A 21911-nucleotide genomic window follows, 5' to 3' on the forward strand; every position below is an offset into this window, starting at 1 on the left:
CACATGCGTTTGTCGCGACTGCACATTAACGGATTCAAGAGTTTTGCCGATCGTGCCGAGTTGTCATTTGATGATGGCGTCACCGCCATCGTCGGCCCGAACGGTTGTGGGAAGAGCAATGTCGTAGACGCCATCACGTGGGTCCTTGGCGAACAAAGCGCCAAGAGCCTGCGCGGTGAACGCATGGAAGACATCATGTTCAGCGGCAGCGATGGGCGAAAGCCGACCGCGTCCGCCGAAGTGCGCCTGCGCCTGGCCAATGTGGCGCAGGCGGCGATGCTCACGTCCACAGAAGTCGGTGGCGACGGCGTGGTTGATCCGGCGGTTGGCGAAAACGGCCAACTGCCGCTCGTGACACGCGACGTCGAAATCGGCCGCCGGTTGTACCGCTCAGGCGAAAGCGAATACCTCATTGATGGCGAGGTGTGCCGTTTGCGTGACGTCCACGACCTGCTCATGGACTCGGGCCTTGGCATCAAGGCGTATGCCGTGATCGAGCAGGGCAAGATTGGTCAGATTCTGTCCGCACGTCCGGCTGAACGCCGGGCCCTGATTGAAGAGGCGGCGGGCGTCACGAAGTACAAGTCGCGTCGGCGTTCTGCCGAACTCAAACTCGACGCCGCCCGCCAGAATCTGATGCGGGTGGACGACATCATCTTCGAAGTCGAGAAACAGCGCGGTGCGCTGAAGCGGCAGGCGGCCCGTGCCCGCCGATACAAGCGCCTGCGCGAAGAACTGCGACGCTGGGAACAGGTGCAGTTCGCGCACCGGCAGGCCACGCTCGCGCGCGAAATCGACGCCGCCGAAACGCGCCTCTCAGATGCGCGGACGCGAGAGACCTCGGCGGCCGCACGCGTGGCCGAACTCGAATCCGGGCTCGAAGCCCTGAGGCTCGAACTCACGGCCGCCGAGCAGCGCGCCACTGAAACACGCGAGCAGGCACATCAGCGCGAACTTGAGATCGGCCGGCGCCAGCAGCAGGTCACGTTTGAGAAGCAGCAGGTGGAAGACCTGGGGCATCGCCTGACGCAGTTCGAGGCGGAAGTGCACGACCTTGATGCGCGCCGCGGCCCGGCGCACGCGGCCTTTGAGGCGCAAAAAACCGTCATCGACCGCGCGCGGCTGTCGTTGCAGGAAGCGCAGGGCACCGTGTCGGCCTGCGAGCAGGAATACCAGCGCGCGCTCACCACCGTGCAGGGTGTGGAACACGATGCGGACCAGACACGCGCGGCCGTCATGGCCGCCGCGACCACGCTCACCGCATTGCGGCAGGCGCGTGACAATGCGACGGCCGCCCGCGACCGCATCGCGCAGGATCGCAGCCGTTTCGAAGTGGAGCTGCGCGACCTGCAGCAGGAGCTCGACCGCGCCACTCGTGATCGGTCCGACGGCGAAGCGTCTCTGGCGGAAGCGCGCAGCGCGTCCGAGCGCGCTCTCCAGGCACGCACCGCGGCCGAAGTCGCGCTCGCCGACGCCCGTGGCGAACGCGATCGCCTTTCGCAGCTCCTGAGCTCCGCGCATCGCGAACTGGCCGGACTCGAAGCCCGCCTGCGTTCGATCAGCGAGGTGGACCGCCAGCGCACGACGTTTGGTGACGCGGCCCGCTTCCTCCTCGCCGAAGCGCCAGAGACCGTGGGACAACACGGCGCGTTTGCCGATCACCTGCGCGTCGAACCGTCGTTTGAGCGCGCCGTTGACGCGCTGCTCGGCGATCTCCTTCAGCACGTAGTGGTGGATCGATCCGACCAGGTCAACCAGGCGCTGGCTCACCTCGAAGAGCGGCGAGCCGGTCGTTGCGGTTTCCTCGTCCTTGACGACGCGAGAGCCGCCGCGCCGAGACTGTCGCCGGCCCTCCCGGCCGGCGCTCGTGCGTTGCGCGACGTGGTGCAGGCCACGGGGCCGTACGCCGGCCTCATTGCGCGAGCTATTCCGGATGCGTTCGTCGTGGAGACGTTTGCCCAGGCCCAGGCACTTGCGCTCGCCACCGACTTGCCGGTCGCAACCATGGGGGGCGATGTCTTTCGCGGGTCCGGCCTCGTCGAAGGCGGCGCCACAGGCGGCGCGTTGGGGATCCTGGAAATCCGCGCCGAGGCGCAGGCGCTGCGCACGCAGGTGTCGGCCGTCGAGGCGATCGCGCACCAGGGCGCCAATGACGTCACGGCGTCTGAACTTGAGATCTACAACGGCGAGGCCGAGGTGGCGTCCACACAGGCGGCACTGCACGATCTGGAAAAGGCCATCGTCTCTCACGAGGGACGGTTGGCGCGCGCCGTTGATGAAGTGACGCGTGTCTCGCGGCGTATTGAACTGGTGACCACCGAGCGGCGCCGCAGTGAAGAAGACGAGCAGGCGGCTGAAAGCCGCCGCGAGGCGTCGGCGCTCGCGATTGTGGCCCACGAGTCCGGCCAGGCGCAGGCCGAGCAGTCCATCGGCTCGGTCATGGCGCGGCTCGAGGCCGCCCGTGCGGACGCCGAGGTGCACATCCGGCGTGTGAGTCAGGCCAGGGCCGAGCAGTCCACCATCACCGAGCGCGTGCAGTCGCTCGAGGCGGAAGGCCGCCGGCTCGAAGAAGCCGCCGCCGAACTCGAAGCGCGCCTCACCACCCGGCGCGATGAACTCGAACGCACGACGGCGCGGCGCGAACAACTGCGCGCGTCCATCATCGACATCGAGCGGTCGCTCGACGAGAACGTGCACGCGCTTGAGACGCTCCGCACCGACATGCGCCGGCTCGACGAGGAGGTCACGGGTTTCCGCGGCCGCTTCGGTGACAAGGAACACGACATTCGCACGGGGCGGCACGCCCTTGAAGCGGTGCGTACGGAGGTCATGCAGTCTGAGGTAGCCCGTGCCACCGCCCACGCCGACCTCACGCACCTGGCGGCGACCTGCCTTGAAGCCGTCAATCTCCCTCTGGCGGACGTGGTGGCCGAGGTCGCGCGCATGGAACGCGATGGAGAACTCGCGGCGCCGGCCAAACGGTTGGCTGCGGCATTTGCGCCCGACGCCGATGAAGAGACACCGGAAGGCGCAGAGACGCCCGTGGGCACAGTCTCCCCCGAGCCCGCTGAGGTCTCAGACACACAGGCCGCCGCACTGCTGCCCGATGACGTCATCGCCGACTTGCGCCAGAAGATCGAGAAGCTCGGGCCGGTCAACATGATGGCCATCGAGCAGTTTGATGAACTCGAGACCCGCCACATCTTCCTGACCACGCAGCGCAAGGACCTGCTGGATTCGATCGCGCAGACCAGCGAGGCGATCAAAAAGATCGATGTGACGACACGGGAACGCTTCCAGGAAGCCTTCACCACGATCAACACCTACTTCGAGGGCACGTTCACCACGCTGTTTGGCGGAGGACGCGCCGGCCTGGTGCTGATCGATCTCGAAAATCAGGTTGAGAGCGGCATCGACATCATCGCGCAGCCCCCGGGCAAGCGCCTGCAGAACGTGCAGCTCCTCTCGGGCGGAGAAAAGGCGATGACGGCGATGGCCCTCATGTTCGCGGTCTTCAAATACCGGCCCAGCCCCTTCTGCCTGCTCGACGAAATCGACGCGCCGCTTGACGACGCCAACATCGGCAGGTTCGTCGAGATGCTGCAGGGCATGCAGGAGCACACGCAGTTCATCCTCATCACCCACAACCGGAAAACGATGGAGATCGCCGACCGCCTCTACGGCGTCACGATGGAAGAGCCGGGCGTGTCCAAGCTGATCTCCGTCCAGTTGAATTGAACGAGTCCAAGGCCACACGGTACCAGCGCTTGCGCCGCCGCGCGCAACTGATCAGCGCGGCCACCGGCGCGGCCCTGCTGCTGCTGGTCGCCCTGACCCCTGGCGCCCAGTGGCTGGCTGGCGTCGCCGCCACCCAGGCGCTGGCCTGGCCGGCACGCCTGCAGCCCGCCATCGCCCTGAGCCTGTTTGTGGGGGCCCTTGTGCTCGCTGCAGAAGCCGTGGCATTCCCCGTCTCTCTCTACGCCGCCACTCGAGGAGGGCGGCGTTCCTCGCAGACGAGAGTGGACGTCCGCGGCGTAATGGCCTCGCAGGCGCGTGACGCCTTGGTGGGCGCGGTGGCCGTTATTGGCGTGGTTGCAGTGCTCCGCTTCGCGATGTGGGCCGCCGGCGGATGGTGGTGGGCCGTCGCCAGCGCCATGCTGGCTGTCGCCAGCCTGGTGGCGATGCGCCTCATTGGCAAAGGGCTGACCGCGGCAGGACAGACGCTGGCCCTCGCGCGTCCCGCGCTGTCCCAATCGCTGGCCGAGCTGGTTGCGCGAATCGGCGGCGGTTCGGTGGACGTTCGTGAGTGGACCTCCCCGGACGCCGGCGGCGCACGCGCAGTGGTCACCGGCGTGGGAGGGGGCGGACACGTGTTGCTCAGCCGTGACATGGTGCGCGACTGGGCGGATGACGAAGTCGTCGTCGTCGTGGCCCACGAGCTTTCGCACCATGTGCACCACGATCTCGTCCGCACCGTGGCGCTCGACGCGGTGCTGTGGTGCGCGGCGCTGTGGTGCGCCGACCGCGTGGTGGTCCTGTGGGGCGGTCTGGTGGGCCTGCAGGGCGTTCTGGACTTGGCAGCGCTACCGATGCTGGCCCTGGCGGCAGGCGCGGTCTGGGGGCTGGTGCGGCCCCTGCGGTTGGCGCAGTCGCGTGCCCACGAGCGCCGTGCCGATCGGTTTGCCCTCGAACAAACGGGAAACGCGGAAGCGTTTGGTCGCGCGCTCAGGCGCCTGGGTGAGGAGCACCTGGCCGAAGAGCGTCCCTCACGCTGGACGCGCTGGCTCTTTCATCGGCACCCGCCTCTGGAAGAGCGGCTGGCGTTGGGCCGGAATTTCAGCGCGCGACAACAATAAGCGCGCCGACCATGCCGCGCTCGCGGCAACCGTCGCTGGTCATGGAACAGTAGAACTCGAACCGGCCCACCTTCTCCGCGCGGAACTCGAATATCACCTCGCGCCCCGGTTCCACCCGTTTCTGGATGCGGTAATCGGGCAGCGTGAAGCTGTGCGGGATGTCCTCGGACGACAGCGTGATGCGCACGAGGTCGTCCTGGCTGACCCTGATTTCCTGCGCGTCGGTACCTGAGACGGTGAACCGGAACTTCTTGGCCGAGACGTTGAAATCGCGCTTGGTCTGGGCAACGACGCCCACGCCGGCCGCGACGCACAGCAGCAGGGCAGCGCCGAGTATGGCCTGCACCCGAAACGGCCCACGGGCCGTGGAAGGACGATAGTTCACCATGGCACCCTCTCTCACAGCAGATTAGACGGATTTGCCCGGCTATCGGCCTGACTGTCTGCCCCCTGTAGGCGAGTATCGCACGAAGGGGCAGTGCGATCTCATTTCGCAACCGGTCGGCCGCCAACGCGCCGAGTGTCTGGGGCGTAGCCAGAGACTATCGCGCCGTGCAGCGCGGGCGCCTACTCCGCCCTCAGGGCCACGACCGGGTCCACCCGGGCCGCCCGCACAGCAGGCAGCCAACTGGCGAGCAGCGCCGCGCCCGCCAGCGCGGCGGCGACGCCTGCAAACGTCAGTGGATCGGTAGGGGCAACTCCATAGAGCACGGCGGCGAGAAATCTCGTCAGCAGCCAGGCGCCAGCCAGGCCAATCGCGATACCGCTGGCCGTCAACATCAGGCCGCGGCGCAACACCAGACGCTGCACGTCCCTCGGCCGCGCGCCGAGGGCAATCCGCACACCGATTTCGCGCTGCCGCTGGTTGACCAGCGCAGAGAGCACCCCGTAAATACCGACGGCGCCAAGCAGCAAGCCCACCGCGCCGAAACTGCCGAGCAACACCACCAGCAACCGCGGCCGTGCCAGGGCCCGATCAGTGGAATCGCTGAAGGTGAACACGTCCGTGATCGGCTGGTTCGCATCAAGCGACCAGATGGCTTTGCGGATCGCCGATCCCATCACGACGGGGTCGCCAAGGGTGCGCGCGACGATGGTCGTTTGTATGCGCCCGTTCTGGTAGTTGCTGAAGTACATCGTGGGTCGCGCTTGTTCGCTCATCGACACCTGCCGGATGTCGTTCACCACGCCGATGATCTCGACCGGTGCGGGGCCAAACTGGAGCTTCTGGCCGACGGCGCCACCCGGGAAGAACTGGCGCGCGAACGCGTCATTCACGACGACCACGCGTGGGGCGCCGGCGCGATCGGACGGCGCGAACTCGCGACCGCCGATCAGACGAGCACCAATCGTGGAGAAGTACCCGTCGCTGACGTGGATGACCGTGGCGGTGGGCGCCTGTTCCCCGGCCGGCACCGGCCGGCTGGCGATCTGAAAGCTGTTCAATTCCCCGTTGCCGCGAAAGGGCGCATCCTTCACCGCCGCTGCCGATTCGACGCCCGGCAGCGTTCGCACCTTTTCAATCACGGTCTGGTAGTAGTTCATGTAACCGCGAAAGCCGGGCCGGGCAGGGTCGAGCGGTACGTCGTGACGGTCGGGGTCGATCGTGAACTGGACCGCCACAAGCCCATCCTGCCGAAAGCCAGGATCGACACCAAGCAGCGCAACAAAACTGCGGGTCATCAGGCCGGCGCCGACGACGAGCATCATCGCCACGGCGATCTCCGCCACCACCAGGACATGTCGCAGCCGCTGCGAGTCGGCGCCCACCGCACCGCGGCTGCCGCCGGCGAGCGCGCGCTGAGGATCCGAGCCGATCGCGCGCAAGGCCGGCGCAACGCCGAACAGCAGTCCAGTCAGGAGCGATACCGCCACGGCAAAGATCACCGCCGTGGCATCGATGCCGACTTCGGCCATGCGCGGCAGCTGACCGGCAGCGAGCATCACCAATGCCCGCAGCATGCCGTACGCCAGTGCCACACCCGCGACGCAGCCCACTGCGGCCAACACCAGGCTCTCGGTGAGCAACTGCCGCACCAATCGCGCGCGCCGGGCACCCAGTGCCAGTCGCACCGCCATCTCGCGGCCCCGGCCCGAGGCGCGGGCCACCTGCAGGGCGGCCACGTTGACCACGGCCATCAGCATCACGAGACCGACGGCGCCGAACAGCACCAGGAGTCCGTCGCGCACCGGGCCGGTCATGACGTCGGTCATGGGCACGACCGTCGCCTGGTCCCAGAACTTGTCTTCGGGGTATTCGCTCGCGAGCCGGCGCGTGATGACGGCCATCTCGGCTTCGACGGCGTCCTGTGTCGCACCGGGCTTCGCACGCGCCACCACATCGAGTGTGCGGACCACCCGAATTCGCGGAATCGCATCGTCAGGAATAGTGGAGTAGGGCAGGTAGACGTCGATGCCGTCCGCAGGAAATCGCATAGATGGTGGCAGGACGCCCACCACAATCGAGGGCACTCCACGCAGGGTCAATGTGGCGCCGATCGCGTCGGGTGAGGCACCAAATTCGCGCACCCAGAACGTGTGGCTGAGTACGACCACGTCGTCTGGACCGCCGCGCACCATCTCTTCTTCACGGGGGAGACGGCCCGCCGCCGGAATGACGCCGAGCGCTGAAAAGAATCCGGGTGAAAAAAACGCCGCGGGCAACCGGCGTGGTTCGCCGCGGCCGGTCAGATCGATGCCGCTCGACCCGGCCCGGAAAAACACGCCGCCGATATCCTCGATGTCGCGTCGAGCCGCGCGCCAGTCGTCGAGGTCAACGGCCGACACCGCCGCGCGCATCGAGCCGGCGGTGGCGTTCGCCGAATACACGGCATAGAGGTTGTCTGGCTGAGGGAAGGGGAGCGGGCGAAAGACGACGCCGTAGACCAGCGAGAAGATCGCGGTGGTCGCGCCGATGCCCAGCGCCAGCGTGGCAATGCCCGTGATGGTAAACGCCGGCGCTGCGATCAGCCGCCGCAGGGCGTACCGGATATCGGTGCGCAGTTCCCCCATGTAGTCTCTCCTTCGCTGTGTGGTGACGGTGCGCCGGCCAATCCGCCGCATGTACCGACGCGCGTCGTCAATGTCGCCGAATTCCCGAACGGCTCGGGCGCGCGCCGCCGCAGGGGACATACCCTCGGAAACGAGGCCGGCCGTTCGCGCGTCCAGGTGCGCCTGCACTTCCGCCTCAACATCGGCGTCCACGTCCACGTGCTCTGGTCTGGTCATGGTTTGAGGACCTGCGCAATCGCAGAGGCGTATCGATACCAGGCCAATTCTTCTGTGCGAAGGCGTTTGCGTCCTTCGGCGGTCAACCGGTAATAACGCGCGCGCCGGTTTGACTCCGACATGCCCCACTCGGCAGCGAGGCATCCGCCGTTTTCAAGTCGGCGCAGGGACTTGTAGAGGGGAGCGTCTTCGATCTGCAGTGTCCCGTCCGTGCGTTCATGCACCCATCGCGAGATGGCGTACCCGTGCTTCGGCTCGTCGGCGAGGCAGCGGAGAATGAGCACGTCGAGCGTGCCCTGAAGGATGTTGACCGGTTCGCGTGACATGGCTTCACCTTACCATGTAAGGCGAAGAACTGGACGAAGTTACGCGGTCCCGGTTTCGGACACAGACCATGGCGCGCATGGTGGGCACGACACGATCGCGCGTCAACCTGTTCCTGGGCACCCCGGTCGCTTGGGGTTCCCGACGGCGGACTCTGCGAGGGGACGGGGGCGCATCGTGGGCAGTAGGGCTGTGCCTTACAGCACATTGTGCTGGGCGGCGGTCTGGTAGTGTCGAGGCATGTCTACTAACCATCGTTCCATTCGCCTGTATTCGCTCGCCCTCGCCGCCCTCGTCTTGGTGCCGGCCGTGGCCGCAGCGCAGACAGCTCCCCTCACCACGTTTGGTGTCAAGGCGGGCGTTAACGTCGCCACCTTGAGTTCTGAAGACTCCACCGCTGAGCTGGGCCAGAAGATTGGCTTAGTGGGCGGCGTGTTTGTCGGCCGCTCGATCAACGACCGGTTTGCGATGCGCGCCGAGGGCCTCTTCAGCCAGCGTGGCGCGAAGCAGACCATCGGCAGTATCGAAAACGATGTCACCCTGACGTATTTTGACCTGCCGTTGCTGGCAGTATTCGGCAACACCACCACGGAAGAAACCCGCTTCAATGTATTTACGGGACCGCAGGCGAGCTTCCTTGTGAGCGCCAAGGACGACTTCGGAGGCTTTAATGACGATGAAGTCAAGGGTGTGGATTTTGGCTGGACCCTTGGCGCCGGAGTCGAGCGTGGCAGGGCAAGCCTTGATGTCAGGTATACCCTCGGCCTGACCAATGCCGACAACTCGGCATCCGACGCCTCGATCAAGAACCGCACGTTTGCGGTGATGGTCGGCTACCGCCTCAAGTAGAACTCTCCCTGATTCCGGAGCCGGTCTGCCCCAGGCAGACTGGCTCCGGCTGTTAGGCGTAGAATCGTACCGTGCGCTTGCGCCGCCGACTGAATACGGTGCTGCTGCAATGGTTCCTGCTGCTGGTCGTGATCACCGGAACCGTCTGGGCCATTTCCCTGCCCGGCCTTCGTCGCAAGCTCGTTGACGAGCGGCTCCTGCTGGCACGCACAATCGCCCACTCCCTCGACACCACGATTTCGTCCGCCATCCAGCGCCTGGGTGGCCTCGCCGGCGACCTGCCCGAGTCAGCGGCAGACATGGCCGGGCCGTTGCACCGCTTTCGCTTCCAATCGCTGTTTGGTGAGTCCGTGTATGTCCTGGACGACCACGCGCAGCTGGTGGCGGCCGATCCGCCCGGTGTTGAGCCATTGTCAGCGGCATGGCTCGGCTACCACGAGGCCGTCACGCCGCTCATGACCAAGACGGGGCCGAATGCCCACCCCGTCCTCGCCATCGTCCAGCCGTTCAAACGGCTGGGTCGGGATTATTACCTCATCGCCGAGCTCAATCCCGTTGGCTCTCCACTGAGCCAGTTTCTCAAGGACCTCGAGCTCGATCCCAGCATTGGTATTCGGGTGGCCGACGTTGAAGGACGCGTCCTCGCGTCCGACGACCCGGCACATTTGCTCAGAGCGCTGCCGGGAGCGGCGGCCATGGGCGATCGCATTGGCGCCCACCGGCCGCTGGTGGTGGATGGTGGCGGGACACTGACGGTGATGGCGCCGCTGCGATTCGCCTCCTGGGGCGTGGTCATAGAGCAGCACACGGCAGACGCCTACGCGGGTGTCAACGCGACCAGCCGGGCGCTTGTGATCACGGGCTTCATCCTCGCCGTGGTCGGGGTGATGCTGGCGCGCACGTTGTCGAAGTCGGTGGTGTCGCCCATCCGCCACCTGTCGCGGCAGGCCGAGGCGATGCGCGCCGGCGACCTCTCCAGTGCTATCGCCGTTTCGGGCGACCACGAGGTGGAGGTGTTGGCGCGAACGCTTGACGAGGCACGCGCGCGGCTTCGGGCCACGCTGGACGAACTCCAGGCCTTCAACGAACGGCTGGAGGAGCAGGTGGCCGTGCGCACGCGGCTGATTGTGCAGCAGGACGAACAACGCAAGGTGTTGCTGCGCCGCATGCTGGGCGCCACCGAGGATGAGCGGCGCCGGCTCGCACGCGAACTGCACGACGAGATCGCGCAACTCCTCACCGTGATTCAGATGTCACTGCACAACGTGGCCCTCGATACTCCGGCGATGACGCAGGCCAAGGCCCTGCTCGTCAAGACGCAGCAGGAGGTCCACCGCATCATCCACGACCTCCGCCCATCACTGCTCGATGATCTGGGGTTGCCGACAGCCATGAAGTCGTATGCGGAGGATCACTTGAAGCGGCAGGGCATCAGCGTCCACCTGGAGATCGAGGACGACTTGCCGCCGCGCCCGGAAATTGAAACCGTGATCTTCCGGATCTACCAGGAACTGGTCACGAACGTACTGCGGCATGCCAAGGCCGAGCATGTGTCGATTGAACTGTACCGGAAGGGCGACGTTGTGGTCCTCGCCGTGGAAGATGATGGCCAGGGGTTCGACACGGGGGCGCAGACGGATCGCGCCGGCCTGACCGGCATGCGCGAGCGGGCGGCACTGGTGAATGGCACAATTCGGTTTGACAGCGAGGCGGGCATGGGCACGCACGTGGTCGTGGAGATTCCCCTCCAATGATTCGAGTGGCCATCGTCGACGATCACGACCTGGTGCGCGCCGGCATTCGCGCGATCCTGGAGCAGGACCCGCTGTTCCAGGTGGTGGGAGAGACCGGTGATGGGCAGGACGCCATCCGCCTGGTCACCGCTCTGCGGCCCGATGTCGTGCTGATGGACGTCCATCTGCCCGGCGGCCTTGGCGGCCTCGACGCCACCGAGGCCATCGTCAAGGACTGTCCCGGCGTCAAGGTCATCGTGTTGACGCAGTATGAAAATCGCGAGTACATCCGCCGGGCGCTGCGCATCGGCGCGCGCGGGTACCTGCTCAAGAGCAGCGCGGCGCCGGAGTTGCTGGATGCGATCAAGACCGTGCACGCCGGCCAGCGCTACCTGCATCCATCCGTCGCTGACGAGCTGGTGGACCTCGTCACGGCCGGCCGGTCCATCGAAGACTCAGAGGATGACTACGACCGGCTCACGACGCGCGAGAAGCAGGTCTTCAAACTGCTGGCCGAGGGTAAGACGAGCCGCGACATTTCGAAGTACCTGACGATCAGTCTCAAGACCGCCATGACGCACCGGACCAACATCATGGAGAAGCTGAACATGCACACGCGGTCAGAGTTGATCCGCTACGCGGTCAGGAAAGCCGTGATTTCTGTGGACGGAACCTGACGATCACGCCGGCGCGAGCGTATCAGCGAAGCGCCTGAGCTCGCCCTCCGGCAGGCTGGTTTCGATCTCGACCCAGAACTCGCCGCGCTCGAGGAGCACGTGGTGCCGCGATCCTTCCATCCACCACGTGGACCCTGGCACGCCGCCCAGCGCGGCTGCGAGCGGCGGGTGCGCGGGCTTCTGGCCTCCGCGGCGCTGTGTCACCGACAGATACTGATCTCCCTGCTGCCAGACGACCTCGAACGTTGGAGACGGGCTGAGCCAGACCTGCATGCTGACCGGGCCAGTCCCGAGCGTGGCCGGCCGGTAGCCGGGGATGAGCGGCGTGAACCCGGCCAGGCGACGCACATCTTCCAGCCGCTCCACTCGAATGGGACCCTGTCTGGTTTCCGGGAAGGCCACGGGAAGGGCCGTGTGCAGCAGGCGCAGACCGAGCGCCACGACGCCCGTGATCAACAGGAAGGTCCGCAGGCCTTTCAGACGATCCATGGCAGAAGCCCGAGCAGCACGGTAGATGCCGCGAGCATAGTGAGGGGCGGAAGGGCGTGGTCCTGCGGGCCTCCAGCGAGGAGCACATCCACACGTTTGCGAAGCGCGCCTCGCGCGGCCACATCGCGGCGATCGGTGGAGTGATAAAACTTCAGCAGGACCCGGCCCAGCAGGTGCGGGTCACGGCCCCGCGCCGCCACGGCGTCGCAGGCGATCTCGACTTCGTTGCAGTATTCGCGAAACGCCCACAAGGCCACCGGGTTGTAGCACTGCACCAGGCGCACGGCAAACAGCGCATGTGTGTGCCACCAGCGGCCGTCGCACCAGTGCGCGTGTTCATGCGCCACCACGGCTTCCCACTCAGGGGCGGTGAGCGAATCGAGCGCTCCGCGCGAGACGATCAACTGCGGGCGGCCCGGCCGGCCGCTGGTCACGACCAGTACCGACGCCAATGGGCTGACGCGCACCACGCACTGTGCCCACCCTGGCCGCCCGTGCACCATGGCCTCCAGGAATCCGGGCACGTCCGTGCCGTCCGCCTTGGGCCGCCGCAGCGCCGGTAGCAGCTCCTGCCACATCGTGAACGCCACGGCGAGAATGGCCAGCAACACGAATGCATCCACCACGTGAAGACTGCCCGGCAGCGGCACCGCCAGAATTCTGGCGCTGTTCAGAATGGCCGTGCCTTCGGCGAACTCCACTCGTCCGCGTCCCGGAATGGCCGCGGTCACCATCGGCAGCACGAGGAGCAGGGCCAGAAGGTGGCGTTTCGTGCGGCCGGACGGCAAACGCACCTGCCGGGTCCACGCATAGAGGATGCTCCCCATGACGGCGGAATGCAGGGCGACCTGCCAGAGATACGTCACTTTTTTTCGAAGAGGTCTTCGTACTCCAGCGCATGTTCGTGGCGGAGTTTCTCCTTGCGGATCTTGCCGGTGAAGATGCTGGTATCAATGGGGAATGACTCCGGCGCCAGATGCGCGCCGGCGATGTGCCACACGAGCACGATGAGGAACGCAAACAGCGCTTCGTAACTGTGCATGGCCTTGGCGGCCGGAATCAGCTCCGCCGGGAGGTACCGCGAAATGAGGATCGGGAAGTAGAGAATATATCCCGTGGCCACCATGATCAGGCTGCCGAAGATCAGGCCCCAGTACTCAAACTTCTGCCGGTAGTCGTACCGGCCAAATTTGGGCGCCGCCTCGGTGTAGCCGGCGTAGTACCGGAGGTTGTTGATGGCGTCCCGGAAGTCCTGCCGGCCCAGCAGCATGGATGGCTTCATGCGGCCGGACAGCACGCCGGTGATCGCCACCGTCAGGTGGGCGACCACCAACCCGGTGAACAGGATGCCGGCGGCGCGGTGGAGCCATCGCGTGGCAAAGATCCCGCCCAGATGGTCAACCACCCAGCGACTGGCGTCCGACGTGGGCCACCCCTGCGGCATTCCTGTCACGAGCAGCAGGCCAAACAGCACGATCACCGCCGCGTGCTGGAACCGGCTCCAGGAGGAGAACCGTACGACGTATTCGTTGGGATCGGGCTGGGGCATGAGTGGCGTCTCCATCATCGACCCGACGACATGCGATACACGTGCAGCAACAGGTTCATGATCAAGCCGAGCACGGCGAACGGGATGAAGAACTTGTAGAACGACTCCACCGCCCACACCATTGGCGCATTCCGCGGAGACGGCGGGTAGTGCGACAGCCACGCCGCAGGGAATGTCTTGACCGCATCCTGATGGCACTTGCTGCAGGCTGCCGACACCGTGGCAGTCATGGCGTCATGTCCCTTCAGTCTCGGAGACGCGATGTTGTGCACCCCATGACAGTCATTGCAGGTGACGACGATCTGTTGTTGATCCTCGGAGAGGTTGCGTGAGAGTGATGCGGTGGCGCCGTGGAAATCCGCGAGGTAGGTCTGGGCCACCGTGGTGGAAATCCCGTACTTCGACATCAGCGGTTTGTCGCCGTGGCAGCGGATGCACGTCTCGGGCGAGTTCAGGCGGAACTTCGTGGTGCCCGGCTGCTGCACCTGGTGATGTGTGTGGCAGTCCGCGCAGGCCGGCACATCCTGATTGTTGTCATCGACCAGAACCCGGCCGTGGACGCTGTCGGCATACTGGGCGTAGACCTCGGTGTGGCAGGTGGCGCAGCTGCGCGACATCATGGCCCGCTTGGCGTGAGGATTCTGGATGTTGTGCGCGCCATGGCAATCGGTGCAGATTGGCGCCGTGTCCACCCCGGCTTTTAACAGTTCGTAGTGCACGCTCTCGAGCGTCCGCGTGTAGGTGTCAAAGTGACACTTCTTGCAGAGTTCATACGAACTGACGGTATAGGCCCGGCGGCTCGGGAACGTGGCGCCTGAAGGATGGTCCTGATCGTACTTGCTGTGACAGTCGGTGCAGATGAGCTGGGCGGAGTGCACAGAGCCCGCGAAGTGCTTCAGGTCCACGTGCAGACTCAAGGATTCGCCATCCTCAAACGTCATGGACATGGTGGAGTCTTCGTGGCACGCGAGGCACGCGGCCACGGCGTCAGGCACTTGTGCAGGCGCGGCGGTGACTGGGGTGGCAGCAGGTGAAGGAGTGGGTGGGGTGGTGCCGGTTTGCCGGGCGATGACCGCGGCAGCGAAGAGGATCACGAGTAGCGCAGTGGCCCAAGTGTGCCGGTGCGCCAGGTGATCCAATCGCCGCGTCATCCCCATCCCCTTACTGGGGCGGCGGGGACCTGCCATCCATCGTGCGACCGGTCCCCGTGGGATTACCGCCCGAGTTCGATTATTGCACATCTAGCGCTCGTCGGTTTTGGTCGGGTCGAGTTTGCGTTCGACGTCTTCTGCCCAGGCGTCTGCCGGCGGGACGTGTGGCTCACGCGTCGTGTTGGGTTTTGTCCGGCTGAAAAACGCCAGCGCCGGTGCCCAACCGGGCCGCATGACGCGAACCGCAGCGGTGGCCGCGCCAGTGGCCGCTTCGGCGGTCTTGGCGGCGAGCAGCCGTCCCACCATCGCGAAACCGAGGAACGGCAGGAAGATGACAAACGCCAGGCCCAGCAGTGGTGCCAGCGCGAGCATCACCACCATGGGGACGCGGCGGTAGACGTCGGTGTCTGTTCCGGGCAGGGGGCCCTGGCGATCCACAGATTCGAGGTGGAACCGCGTCAGGTTGAAATAGAGCCCCGGGTCAACGTTTTGATTTGCAGTGTAAGTTGTCATGGCCAGTGCCTCCGTTATCTGAGGCCATACTGACGCCACCCCAGGGCACAAGCCATACGGTACTTGTCCGATTCTCGGACCTGCGAACGCTGCATCTTCCGCCCCACAGATGTAGGTTTCGGCCTTGGAGACCAGGCCGAGCTACGTTCGGAAGGGGCTGGCCCGAGTGTCCGCTACACGCAAACGAAAAACGCGCCTAGCGAGCGCGGGCGCGGGCGACGCGGTCGACGAGTTGCCGGAATTCGGTGCTGTCGATGCCCTTGCCGCTGAGCTCGAACTCAAACGAGCCGCCCTGGAAGGGCTCCACCTTCAGCTTATATGCGCCGATTTGCTCGACTTTTTTGATGTCGATGAGTTTCCAGATCCTGGCATCCTCGATCCGATCCGGCGACTCGTAGGTCACCGCCGTTTCGCTCAGGATTAACGTGCCCTGGCAGCTGCCAATCAGGTGCTGATGTTTGACCTGATAACTGGCGAGCACACCTGAAGCCGGAGTCGCGGTGGGCGCAGCGACTGGCGCCGCACTGGCGGGCTGCGCCGCTGCGGCGGTGGTTTCATACCACCGCATCACGTTGGCCGACTGCGTCAATCGAAACCGGAATGTGTCACGCTCACCGTCAGCATCGCGGAGCGGACGCCGTGTCACGATCGTCACCACGTCACCCGAGCGATCGATCTTCGCGATGTCGGCGCGATCGATCGAGATCGACGCCTTCGGGTTGTCGGCGGCCACGAACACAATGTGGTTGGCCACGAACGTCATCTGGCCTTTCGCGGCACCGAACGGTACCGCGAGTTCGGCATCCACAAACACCAAGGGGGACTGTGCGCGGACAATGCCGGCGGCGAACGCGGTGATGCTGAACACGACGAGGACGAGCGACAGGCGTTTCAGGGCTGACATCCAACCTCCAGCTGGTGTGGTGAGTGTCGATTAGACAGGCACGTGCAGGTGTTCGTCAACGGTCGCCGCCCGCAGCACAAACCCTGCGTTATAGTGAGGCCCTGGTGTCCAGGACCCTGCTTTTCACCGCCGCGGCGTTGTGCTCGGGGTTGATGCTCGGCGCCCAGCAGCCGTCCGTGTTCCGTGCGGGCGTCGAATATGTCCCGGTTGACGTCGTCGTGACCGATGGCAACGACGAACCCGTCACCGACCTGAAGGCCGACGAGTTCGAGATTTACCAGGGCGGGCGCACGCAGACCGTCGCGGATTTCAGATTCGTGTCAATTCCGGTCGCCGAACGCGACGTTGCGGCGGTCAGGAAGCAGCCCGACATCCAGAACGTGGCGTCGAACGTCCAGGTGTCACCAGACAGCCGCTTATTCGTGCTGCTCATCGACGACCTGCACACACTCGAATATGAAATCGTTCAAGTCAAGCAGGTCATGACGGACTTCGTCCGCGCGTTGTCGCCCGCCGATGAGGTAGCCGTCGTGTTTGCGGGGCGATCGGATCTCAGTGTGAATTTCACGACCGATCCTGCGCGCATGCTGCGCGCGATTGACAACACGCGCGAGGCGTTTGGATTCGCGATTGACGCGCTGGGCCGTTCGGCGAATGAGGACCGAGGCATGAATGGCCGTGCGATGACGGCTCCGGGCCGTGCGGTGGCGTTTGCGTTCAAGAACGCGGCGCGAGCCCTCGCCGGCTCCGGGCATCCGCGCAGGGCCATCGTCTACGTGAGTGGCGGATCGCCGATAGATCACGAGGCGGCGAACTGGACCCACGTGGTGTCCGAGGATCTGAGGGACGCGTTTGAGACGGCACGGCGTTCGAACGTTCCTATTTATTCGCTTGATCCGCGCGGCCTCGCGCAACCGGCGGATGTGGTTCGAGGCGGCATTGGGGCCATCGGCGGCGGGGGGGCGACATCCACCTACGGCGTCATGAAGCAAATCCAGGTACAGCAGGCCAACCTGTCTGTGGCGTCAATCAATACAGGCGGACGGGCGTTTGTGAATCAGTCTGACCTCGCCGGCGCGATCAAAGCCATCGTCCGCGAGAACGGCAGCTTCTACGTGCTTGGCTACTATCCGTCGCCGGCTCCGAAGGACGGCCGCTTTCACCCGATCGAGGTCAAGGTGACACGGCCCGGCGTGCGGGTGCGCGCCCGTCCCGGCTACACGTCGGCGTCTGCTGCCGGCGCGGATGAGAGCACCGCCGACCGGCTGGCTGCGGCCATGTCGTCTGGGGTGGACATGCGCGGGTTGATGTTACGTGCGCACGTCGCTCCGCTGTTGCCCTTCGACAAAGTGATGCGCAGCACGGTGACGATTCAGGTCACGTATCCCACCATCAACAGCGACCTGCCGTTTGACGAGGTGAAGGTGCAGATCGCCGCGCTCGACGCCGACGGCAAAGTGCGGGCCTCATCGGACCGGGGCTATACGTTCAAGGCGCCCCGCAGTGAACGCGAGTCCGCCACGTTCTTGATCAACGGTTCGATCGACCTGCCCGCCCAGCCACTGACCGTGCGCATTGGTGTGTCCAGCCGTGCGCTGGGTCGAACCGGCACGCTCCAGATTCCGGTCAGCGTCCCGAAGCCGTCCGACGATCATCTGCAAATGGGCGCAGCCGTGATCGGGCTGACGGGGCCGCCCAGGGAGTCGGCGCTGGGCGATGTACTGGTGCGCGGTCTGGTGCCGTTTCAGCCCACCACCACCAGGCTCTTCAGTCCTCGTGCCACGCTTCGGGTCTTCATTCCGCTGTTCTGGCGCGGGCGCGAGGATAACGCGAAAGTCACGCTGACGCTGCGGGGCGAGGCGTTTACCGCACAGCGTGAAGAATCGCTGGCGGCGTCCGCCGGGGACAAAGGCCTACGCCTGACATCGCTCGACACCTTGATTCCGTTGGCGAAGTTTGCCGGGCCGGTGACCTTGCAGATTGAAGCCCGGTTGCCGAACGGGCAGACGGCACAACAGTCGATCGGCTTCGACGTCCGCCGGTAGATTCGGCCGTCATGTTATCGTTGGATGTTGGTTGATTTGATTTGTTGGAGGTTATGTATATGCGTCGATTGACAATCACGGCCGTGGCTGTTCTGGTGTGCGCTGCGGGCCTCACAGCCGCTGGGGCCGCCCAGGCCAAGAAATTCGGGACCGCCCTCACCCTGACCGAAGTCACCAAGGTCTCCGACATCTACGCGTCGCCCGACAAGTTCAACGGCAAGCGCGTGCTCGTGCAGGGGCCCATCGTTGACGTGTGCGCGGAGATGGGATGCTGGCTCGCGATCGGCAGCGACAAGGAATTTCAGACCATCCGCTTCAAGGTGGAAGACGGCGTGATCGTGTTCCCGATGTCGGTCAAGGGCATGACCGCGAAGGTCGAGGGTGTCCTGGCGGTGTCCCTGCTGAGCGAAGCGGACCAGATCAAACAGGGCGAGGAAATGGCCCGCGAAAAGAAGACGACCTTTGACCCGAAAACCGTCAAGGGCCCGAAAACCAGCATCCAGATCAAGGGTGAAGGCGCAGAAGTTAAGTAACTGGGGAAGTGGCGTGTGAAGTGGCGGCGGCTTAATAACGTCCTGCATCGGGACGTCGGCTATTTGGCGGTGGGACTGACGCTCGTGTTTGGCGTGTCAGGACTGGCCCTCAATCATCGCGCCGACTGGAACCCGTCGTATCGGCAGCAGAAGACCGCAAAGCAAATCGCGCCCCTCACGGCCACCGATCGCGACGGACAGGTCCGGGAGGCACTCAGCCAGTTGGGCGTCACAGGTGAGCCCAGGAATGCCTTCCGGCCTGATCCGCAGACCCTCCAGATTTTTTTCGAGAACACCACCTACGCGATCGACATTCCTACCGGCAAGGTGATCGTGGACGCCGTGCGGCCCCGCCCGGTGCTCTTCGAACTGAACCAGATGCACCTCAACGCCGGCAAGGGCGTCTGGACATTCATCGCCGACGTGTATGCGGTGGCCCTGATCTTCATGGCCGTGACCGGTGTCTTTGTCCTGCGAGGGAAGACCGGCATCACCGGCCGCGGCGCGTGGCTTGTGACACTCGGTGTGCTCGTGCCCGTCGTGTACTGGGTCTGGGCGATGCTGTGACCAGACCGGCCGGTCTACGCGCTACCGACCGCTGAGGGCGAGGCCGATGGTCTCGGCGACGACTGACATGACGAAAACGGCGCTTGCCGCGTACACGCAGAGCCAGACGATTTGACGGGCGATGCGGCGGCGGCCTCGATCAACGGTGCGATGATTGGTGAACGCAAAACCAACCAGGAGCAGTACGAAGCCGGACGCCGCCCACTCAAAAGAGCCGTACAACGAGGCGTACAGCCGCCACCAGATGTGGTTGTTCGGGTCAGGCCGGCCCAGCGTGGCGTGGAGGACCGGCTGCAGGGCCTGCGCCAGCCAGCTGATTGCTGCGCGTGGTCCCCTGGCCAACAGCGGCACCGCGGCCATCGCAGCGAGCATCGTCGCGCCGGCGATGACCGGGAAGGACGCCAGAAACGCACGGACACCGCTCGTGCTGAGCGACGACACGTATAGAGCGGCGGCACTGAGCAGGACCACGGCCATTGCCGGATAGCTGCGATCGCGGACTCCCGGTTCCGGGGCAATCATTTCCAACAGGGACGGGAGCACCCAGGCCAGGGCCAGGGCGAGCGCGACGACGATGCCGGATTTGATGGCCCATTGCTTCCACGCGGCGAACGGAAGCAATGTTTGCCAGTCGGCTGTGCCGAAGCGGCGTTCCTCGGCGCTGGCAAGAGCGCCGATCATCACGGGGACCAGGCCGCTGTGCAGGCTCACGCTGATGTACAGGGCCGATTCCGTGAACACGTTGGGGGCCAGGCGGAGTCCTGTAATCACCGCCAGCCAGACCGCAATGTAGGCGCCCGACACCACAAAGGTGACCTGCTGGAGCCAGAACTCTTTCTTGACGAGCGCCCACAAGGGGTGAACGGCATGAGCGCGCTCCGCGTCGATGGTCGCCCGGCCGAGCCACGCGATCGAAAGATCCAACTCGGCCTGGGACCCACCGCTGACCTCGAAGCGTCATGAACGCGCGCCACGTCATCAGCGCGCCAAGGCCCGCCAACGCCATGGTGGCCTGCCAGAGGCTGTCGAATGGCACGTGGAAGTACGAACCGACCACCCAGAGCAGCGAGGGCAATGCGCCGCCAAACACCGCGCCCGCCAGCGGGCCGCCGCACGCCATCGTCATCCACGGCGCCAGGAAGAGGCCGCAGGCGAACGGCAGTGCGCACAACATCAGCAGCTTTCCGCTGTTCTCTGCTCCGAACCAGGGGTCCGACGCGAATGCCGTCATCGCCAGGGCGGCGAGCCCCAACAGCATCGGCCACAGGACGGCAAACTTCGTCAGCAGGAGGCGTGCGCGAGAGGCCGGCTGGACCAGAAGTCCGGATAACGTCCCGTGCGAGTACTCCTGCCCGAGCGACAACGCGCCGAGCGCGATGGCACCGCCTGCATAGGCAAAGAGACCAAAGACCATGGATGCGGGCGGCACCGTGGCGCGCCCGTCCGGAGTAAAGTGGCGGTCGTCGAGCATCGGCGGCAGTTCCTGCAGCAGCACCCAACAGGCGAGCATGCCCGCAACAATCGCCGCCCACCACGGCAGCAGTTCCCGCAGTTCCTTGCGGAGTTGGAGCGGCAGCGCCCTCGTCACACCGTGGCCCCCGCAGATTGCAGTGTCGTGACGAAGATCTCTTCGAGCGAGAGCGACTCCGTTTCGATGGCTTCAGGCGAACCCGCCCTCAGGCGTGCGATCACATCGGCGGAGTTGCCGTTGACCACCATTTCAACCTCACGACCCTGCCGCCGCAGCACGCGGGCACCGCCGAGATCCAGGGTGGTTGGGGGCACGGCAAACCGCACGTAGATCTTCTGATACCGCTCTCGTGCCGTGTCGGCGTCGAGCGTCAGCACCTCGCGCCCGTTGTCGATGATCGTGAACTCGTCGATCAGGCCTTCGAACTCCGAAATGAGGTGCGTGGAGACGAACACCGTTCTGCGTCCCGGCGCGCCTTCCTGATACGCGCCGATCACGGTCTGGATGAACTCGCGGCGGACGATGGGATCGAGGCCCGATGTGGGTTCATCCAGCACGAGCAGTTCAGGATCGGGGCAGATGGCGGTGATGAGGGCAAGTTGCGTGCGCTGCCCCTTGGACAGGTGGCTGGTCTTCTGCGACACGGGCAGCCGGAACCGATCCAGCAGCGCACTTTCCGTGTCGCGATTCCACTGCGGGCGGAAGGAGGCCACGTAGTCGAGCGTGTTGCGCACGGTCATCCACGGATAGAAGCCGACCTGATCGGGCACATAGGCGATGCGCGACTTGACCGCCACTTCATTTGTCGCTGGGTCCAGCCCAAACACTGAGACTGTGCCGCTCGTGGGCTGCAGCAGGTTCAGCAAGCATTTGATCGTCGTCGTCTTGCCGGCGCCATTCCTGCCGAAGAAGCCGTAGCAGCGGCCCGGCTCCACGCGGAGGCTGAGGCCGTTGACGGCGTCGGTGCGTCCGTAGCGGCGCACCAGGTTGTTGATGGCGATGACCGGAGTGTCCTGTGGCAT

At 65.2% G+C, this 21911-nt stretch carries 20 protein-coding genes; 8 read left to right on the forward strand and 12 right to left on the reverse strand.

Annotation, left to right across the window (positions count from 1 at the left end):
• Positions 1–3: 3 nt before the first annotated feature.
• Positions 4–3738 carry a chromosome segregation protein SMC gene (smc, locus tag IPL75_00910; GenBank protein ID MBK9238828.1) on the forward strand — a complete coding sequence of 1245 codons (3735 nt, stop codon included), beginning with the start codon at positions 4–6 and terminating at the stop codon, positions 3736–3738.
• Entirely contained in the window at positions 3735–4856 is a 1122-nt protein-coding gene (locus IPL75_00915) for a M48 family metalloprotease (protein ID MBK9238829.1), read from the forward strand. Before smc ends, IPL75_00915 begins: the two co-directional genes overlap by 4 nt.
• Here the strand turns inward: IPL75_00915 and IPL75_00920 are convergent.
• The 3 genes from IPL75_00920 to IPL75_00930 form a co-directional block, all read right to left on the reverse strand.
• Positions 4837–5244 (reverse strand): cupredoxin domain-containing protein, encoded by a 408-nt coding sequence (locus IPL75_00920; GenBank protein MBK9238830.1) that lies wholly within the window; start codon positions 5242–5244, stop codon positions 4837–4839. The two genes, IPL75_00915 and IPL75_00920, sit on opposite strands and share 20 nt — an antisense overlap.
• Before the next feature lie 179 nt (positions 5245–5423).
• Complete coding sequence (locus IPL75_00925; GenBank protein ID MBK9238831.1) at positions 5424–8084, reverse strand: ABC transporter permease; 2661 nt, start codon at positions 8082–8084, stop codon at positions 5424–5426.
• Entirely contained in the window at positions 8081–8410 is a 330-nt protein-coding gene (locus tag IPL75_00930; GenBank protein MBK9238832.1) for a PadR family transcriptional regulator, read from the reverse strand. Before IPL75_00930 ends, IPL75_00925 begins: the two co-directional genes overlap by 4 nt.
• A gap of 238 nt (positions 8411–8648) precedes the next feature.
• Between IPL75_00930 and IPL75_00935 the strand changes: the two genes are divergently transcribed.
• The 3 genes from IPL75_00935 (at position 8649) to IPL75_00945 (ending at position 11667) form a co-directional block, all read left to right on the forward strand.
• The gene (locus tag IPL75_00935) at positions 8649–9257 is read left to right on the forward strand and encodes a PorT family protein (protein ID MBK9238833.1); all 609 of its coding nucleotides are present in this window, start codon (positions 8649–8651) and stop codon (positions 9255–9257) included.
• A gap of 71 nt (positions 9258–9328) precedes the next feature.
• A complete protein-coding gene (locus IPL75_00940; GenBank protein MBK9238834.1) occupies positions 9329–11011 on the forward strand; it encodes a HAMP domain-containing protein in 1683 nt (560 codons plus the stop codon).
• Positions 11008–11667 (forward strand): response regulator transcription factor, encoded by a 660-nt coding sequence (locus tag IPL75_00945; GenBank protein ID MBK9238835.1) that lies wholly within the window; start codon positions 11008–11010, stop codon positions 11665–11667. Before IPL75_00940 ends, IPL75_00945 begins: the two co-directional genes overlap by 4 nt.
• A gap of 3 nt (positions 11668–11670) precedes the next feature.
• Here IPL75_00945 and IPL75_00950 read toward each other — a convergent pair whose 3' ends face one another.
• From IPL75_00950 to IPL75_00975, 6 genes are all read right to left on the reverse strand, one after another.
• Positions 11671–12156: a hypothetical protein gene (locus IPL75_00950; protein MBK9238836.1), complete on the reverse strand. Its 486-nt coding sequence runs from the start codon at positions 12154–12156 to the stop codon at positions 11671–11673.
• Positions 12144–13022 (reverse strand): hypothetical protein, encoded by an 879-nt coding sequence (locus tag IPL75_00955; GenBank protein ID MBK9238837.1) that lies wholly within the window; start codon positions 13020–13022, stop codon positions 12144–12146. Before IPL75_00955 ends, IPL75_00950 begins: the two co-directional genes overlap by 13 nt.
• Entirely contained in the window at positions 13019–13723 is a 705-nt protein-coding gene (locus IPL75_00960) for a cytochrome b/b6 domain-containing protein (GenBank protein ID MBK9238838.1), read from the reverse strand. The genes IPL75_00955 and IPL75_00960 overlap by 4 nt, the downstream gene beginning before the upstream one ends.
• Positions 13720–14856, reverse strand: coding sequence for a cytochrome c3 family protein (locus IPL75_00965; GenBank protein ID MBK9238839.1), 1137 nt, complete (start codon positions 14854–14856; stop codon positions 13720–13722). Before IPL75_00965 ends, IPL75_00960 begins: the two co-directional genes overlap by 4 nt.
• Before the next feature lie 90 nt (positions 14857–14946).
• Positions 14947–15369 (reverse strand): hypothetical protein, encoded by a 423-nt coding sequence (locus IPL75_00970; protein ID MBK9238840.1) that lies wholly within the window; start codon positions 15367–15369, stop codon positions 14947–14949.
• Positions 15370–15565: 196 nt separating this feature from the next.
• Positions 15566–16273 carry a hypothetical protein gene (locus IPL75_00975; GenBank protein MBK9238841.1) on the reverse strand — a complete coding sequence of 236 codons (708 nt, stop codon included), beginning with the start codon at positions 16271–16273 and terminating at the stop codon, positions 15566–15568.
• A 104-nt stretch (positions 16274–16377) separates the two neighbouring features.
• On the opposite strand from IPL75_00975, the gene IPL75_00980 reads away from it, so the two are divergent.
• Genes IPL75_00980 through IPL75_00990 form a run of 3 tightly spaced genes read left to right on the forward strand, consistent with a single transcriptional unit; the run spans position 16378 to position 19418 of the window.
• Positions 16378–18318, forward strand: coding sequence for a VWA domain-containing protein (locus IPL75_00980; protein MBK9238842.1), 1941 nt, complete (start codon positions 16378–16380; stop codon positions 18316–18318).
• Between the two features lie 59 nt (positions 18319–18377).
• Positions 18378–18851, forward strand: a complete 474-nt coding sequence (locus IPL75_00985) for a DUF4920 domain-containing protein (protein MBK9238843.1) — start codon at positions 18378–18380, stop codon at positions 18849–18851.
• Positions 18852–18866: 15 nt separating this feature from the next.
• Positions 18867–19418 carry a PepSY-associated TM helix domain-containing protein gene (locus IPL75_00990; GenBank protein MBK9238844.1) on the forward strand — a complete coding sequence of 184 codons (552 nt, stop codon included), beginning with the start codon at positions 18867–18869 and terminating at the stop codon, positions 19416–19418.
• A gap of 21 nt (positions 19419–19439) precedes the next feature.
• Here IPL75_00990 and IPL75_00995 read toward each other — a convergent pair whose 3' ends face one another.
• The 3 genes from IPL75_00995 to IPL75_01005 are packed head-to-tail and all read right to left on the reverse strand — an operon-like array spanning position 19440 to position 21911.
• Positions 19440–19769, reverse strand: a complete 330-nt coding sequence (locus IPL75_00995) for a hypothetical protein (GenBank protein ID MBK9238845.1) — start codon at positions 19767–19769, stop codon at positions 19440–19442.
• Positions 19678–21006: an ABC transporter permease subunit gene (locus IPL75_01000; GenBank protein ID MBK9238846.1), complete on the reverse strand. Its 1329-nt coding sequence runs from the start codon at positions 21004–21006 to the stop codon at positions 19678–19680. The genes IPL75_00995 and IPL75_01000 overlap by 92 nt, the downstream gene beginning before the upstream one ends.
• Positions 21003–21911, reverse strand: a complete 909-nt coding sequence (locus IPL75_01005) for an ABC transporter ATP-binding protein (protein ID MBK9238847.1) — start codon at positions 21909–21911, stop codon at positions 21003–21005. Before IPL75_01005 ends, IPL75_01000 begins: the two co-directional genes overlap by 4 nt.

Source organism: Acidobacteriota bacterium (assembly GCA_016716905.1).
Lineage (GTDB): Bacteria > Acidobacteriota > Vicinamibacteria > Vicinamibacterales > SCN-69-37 > SYFT01.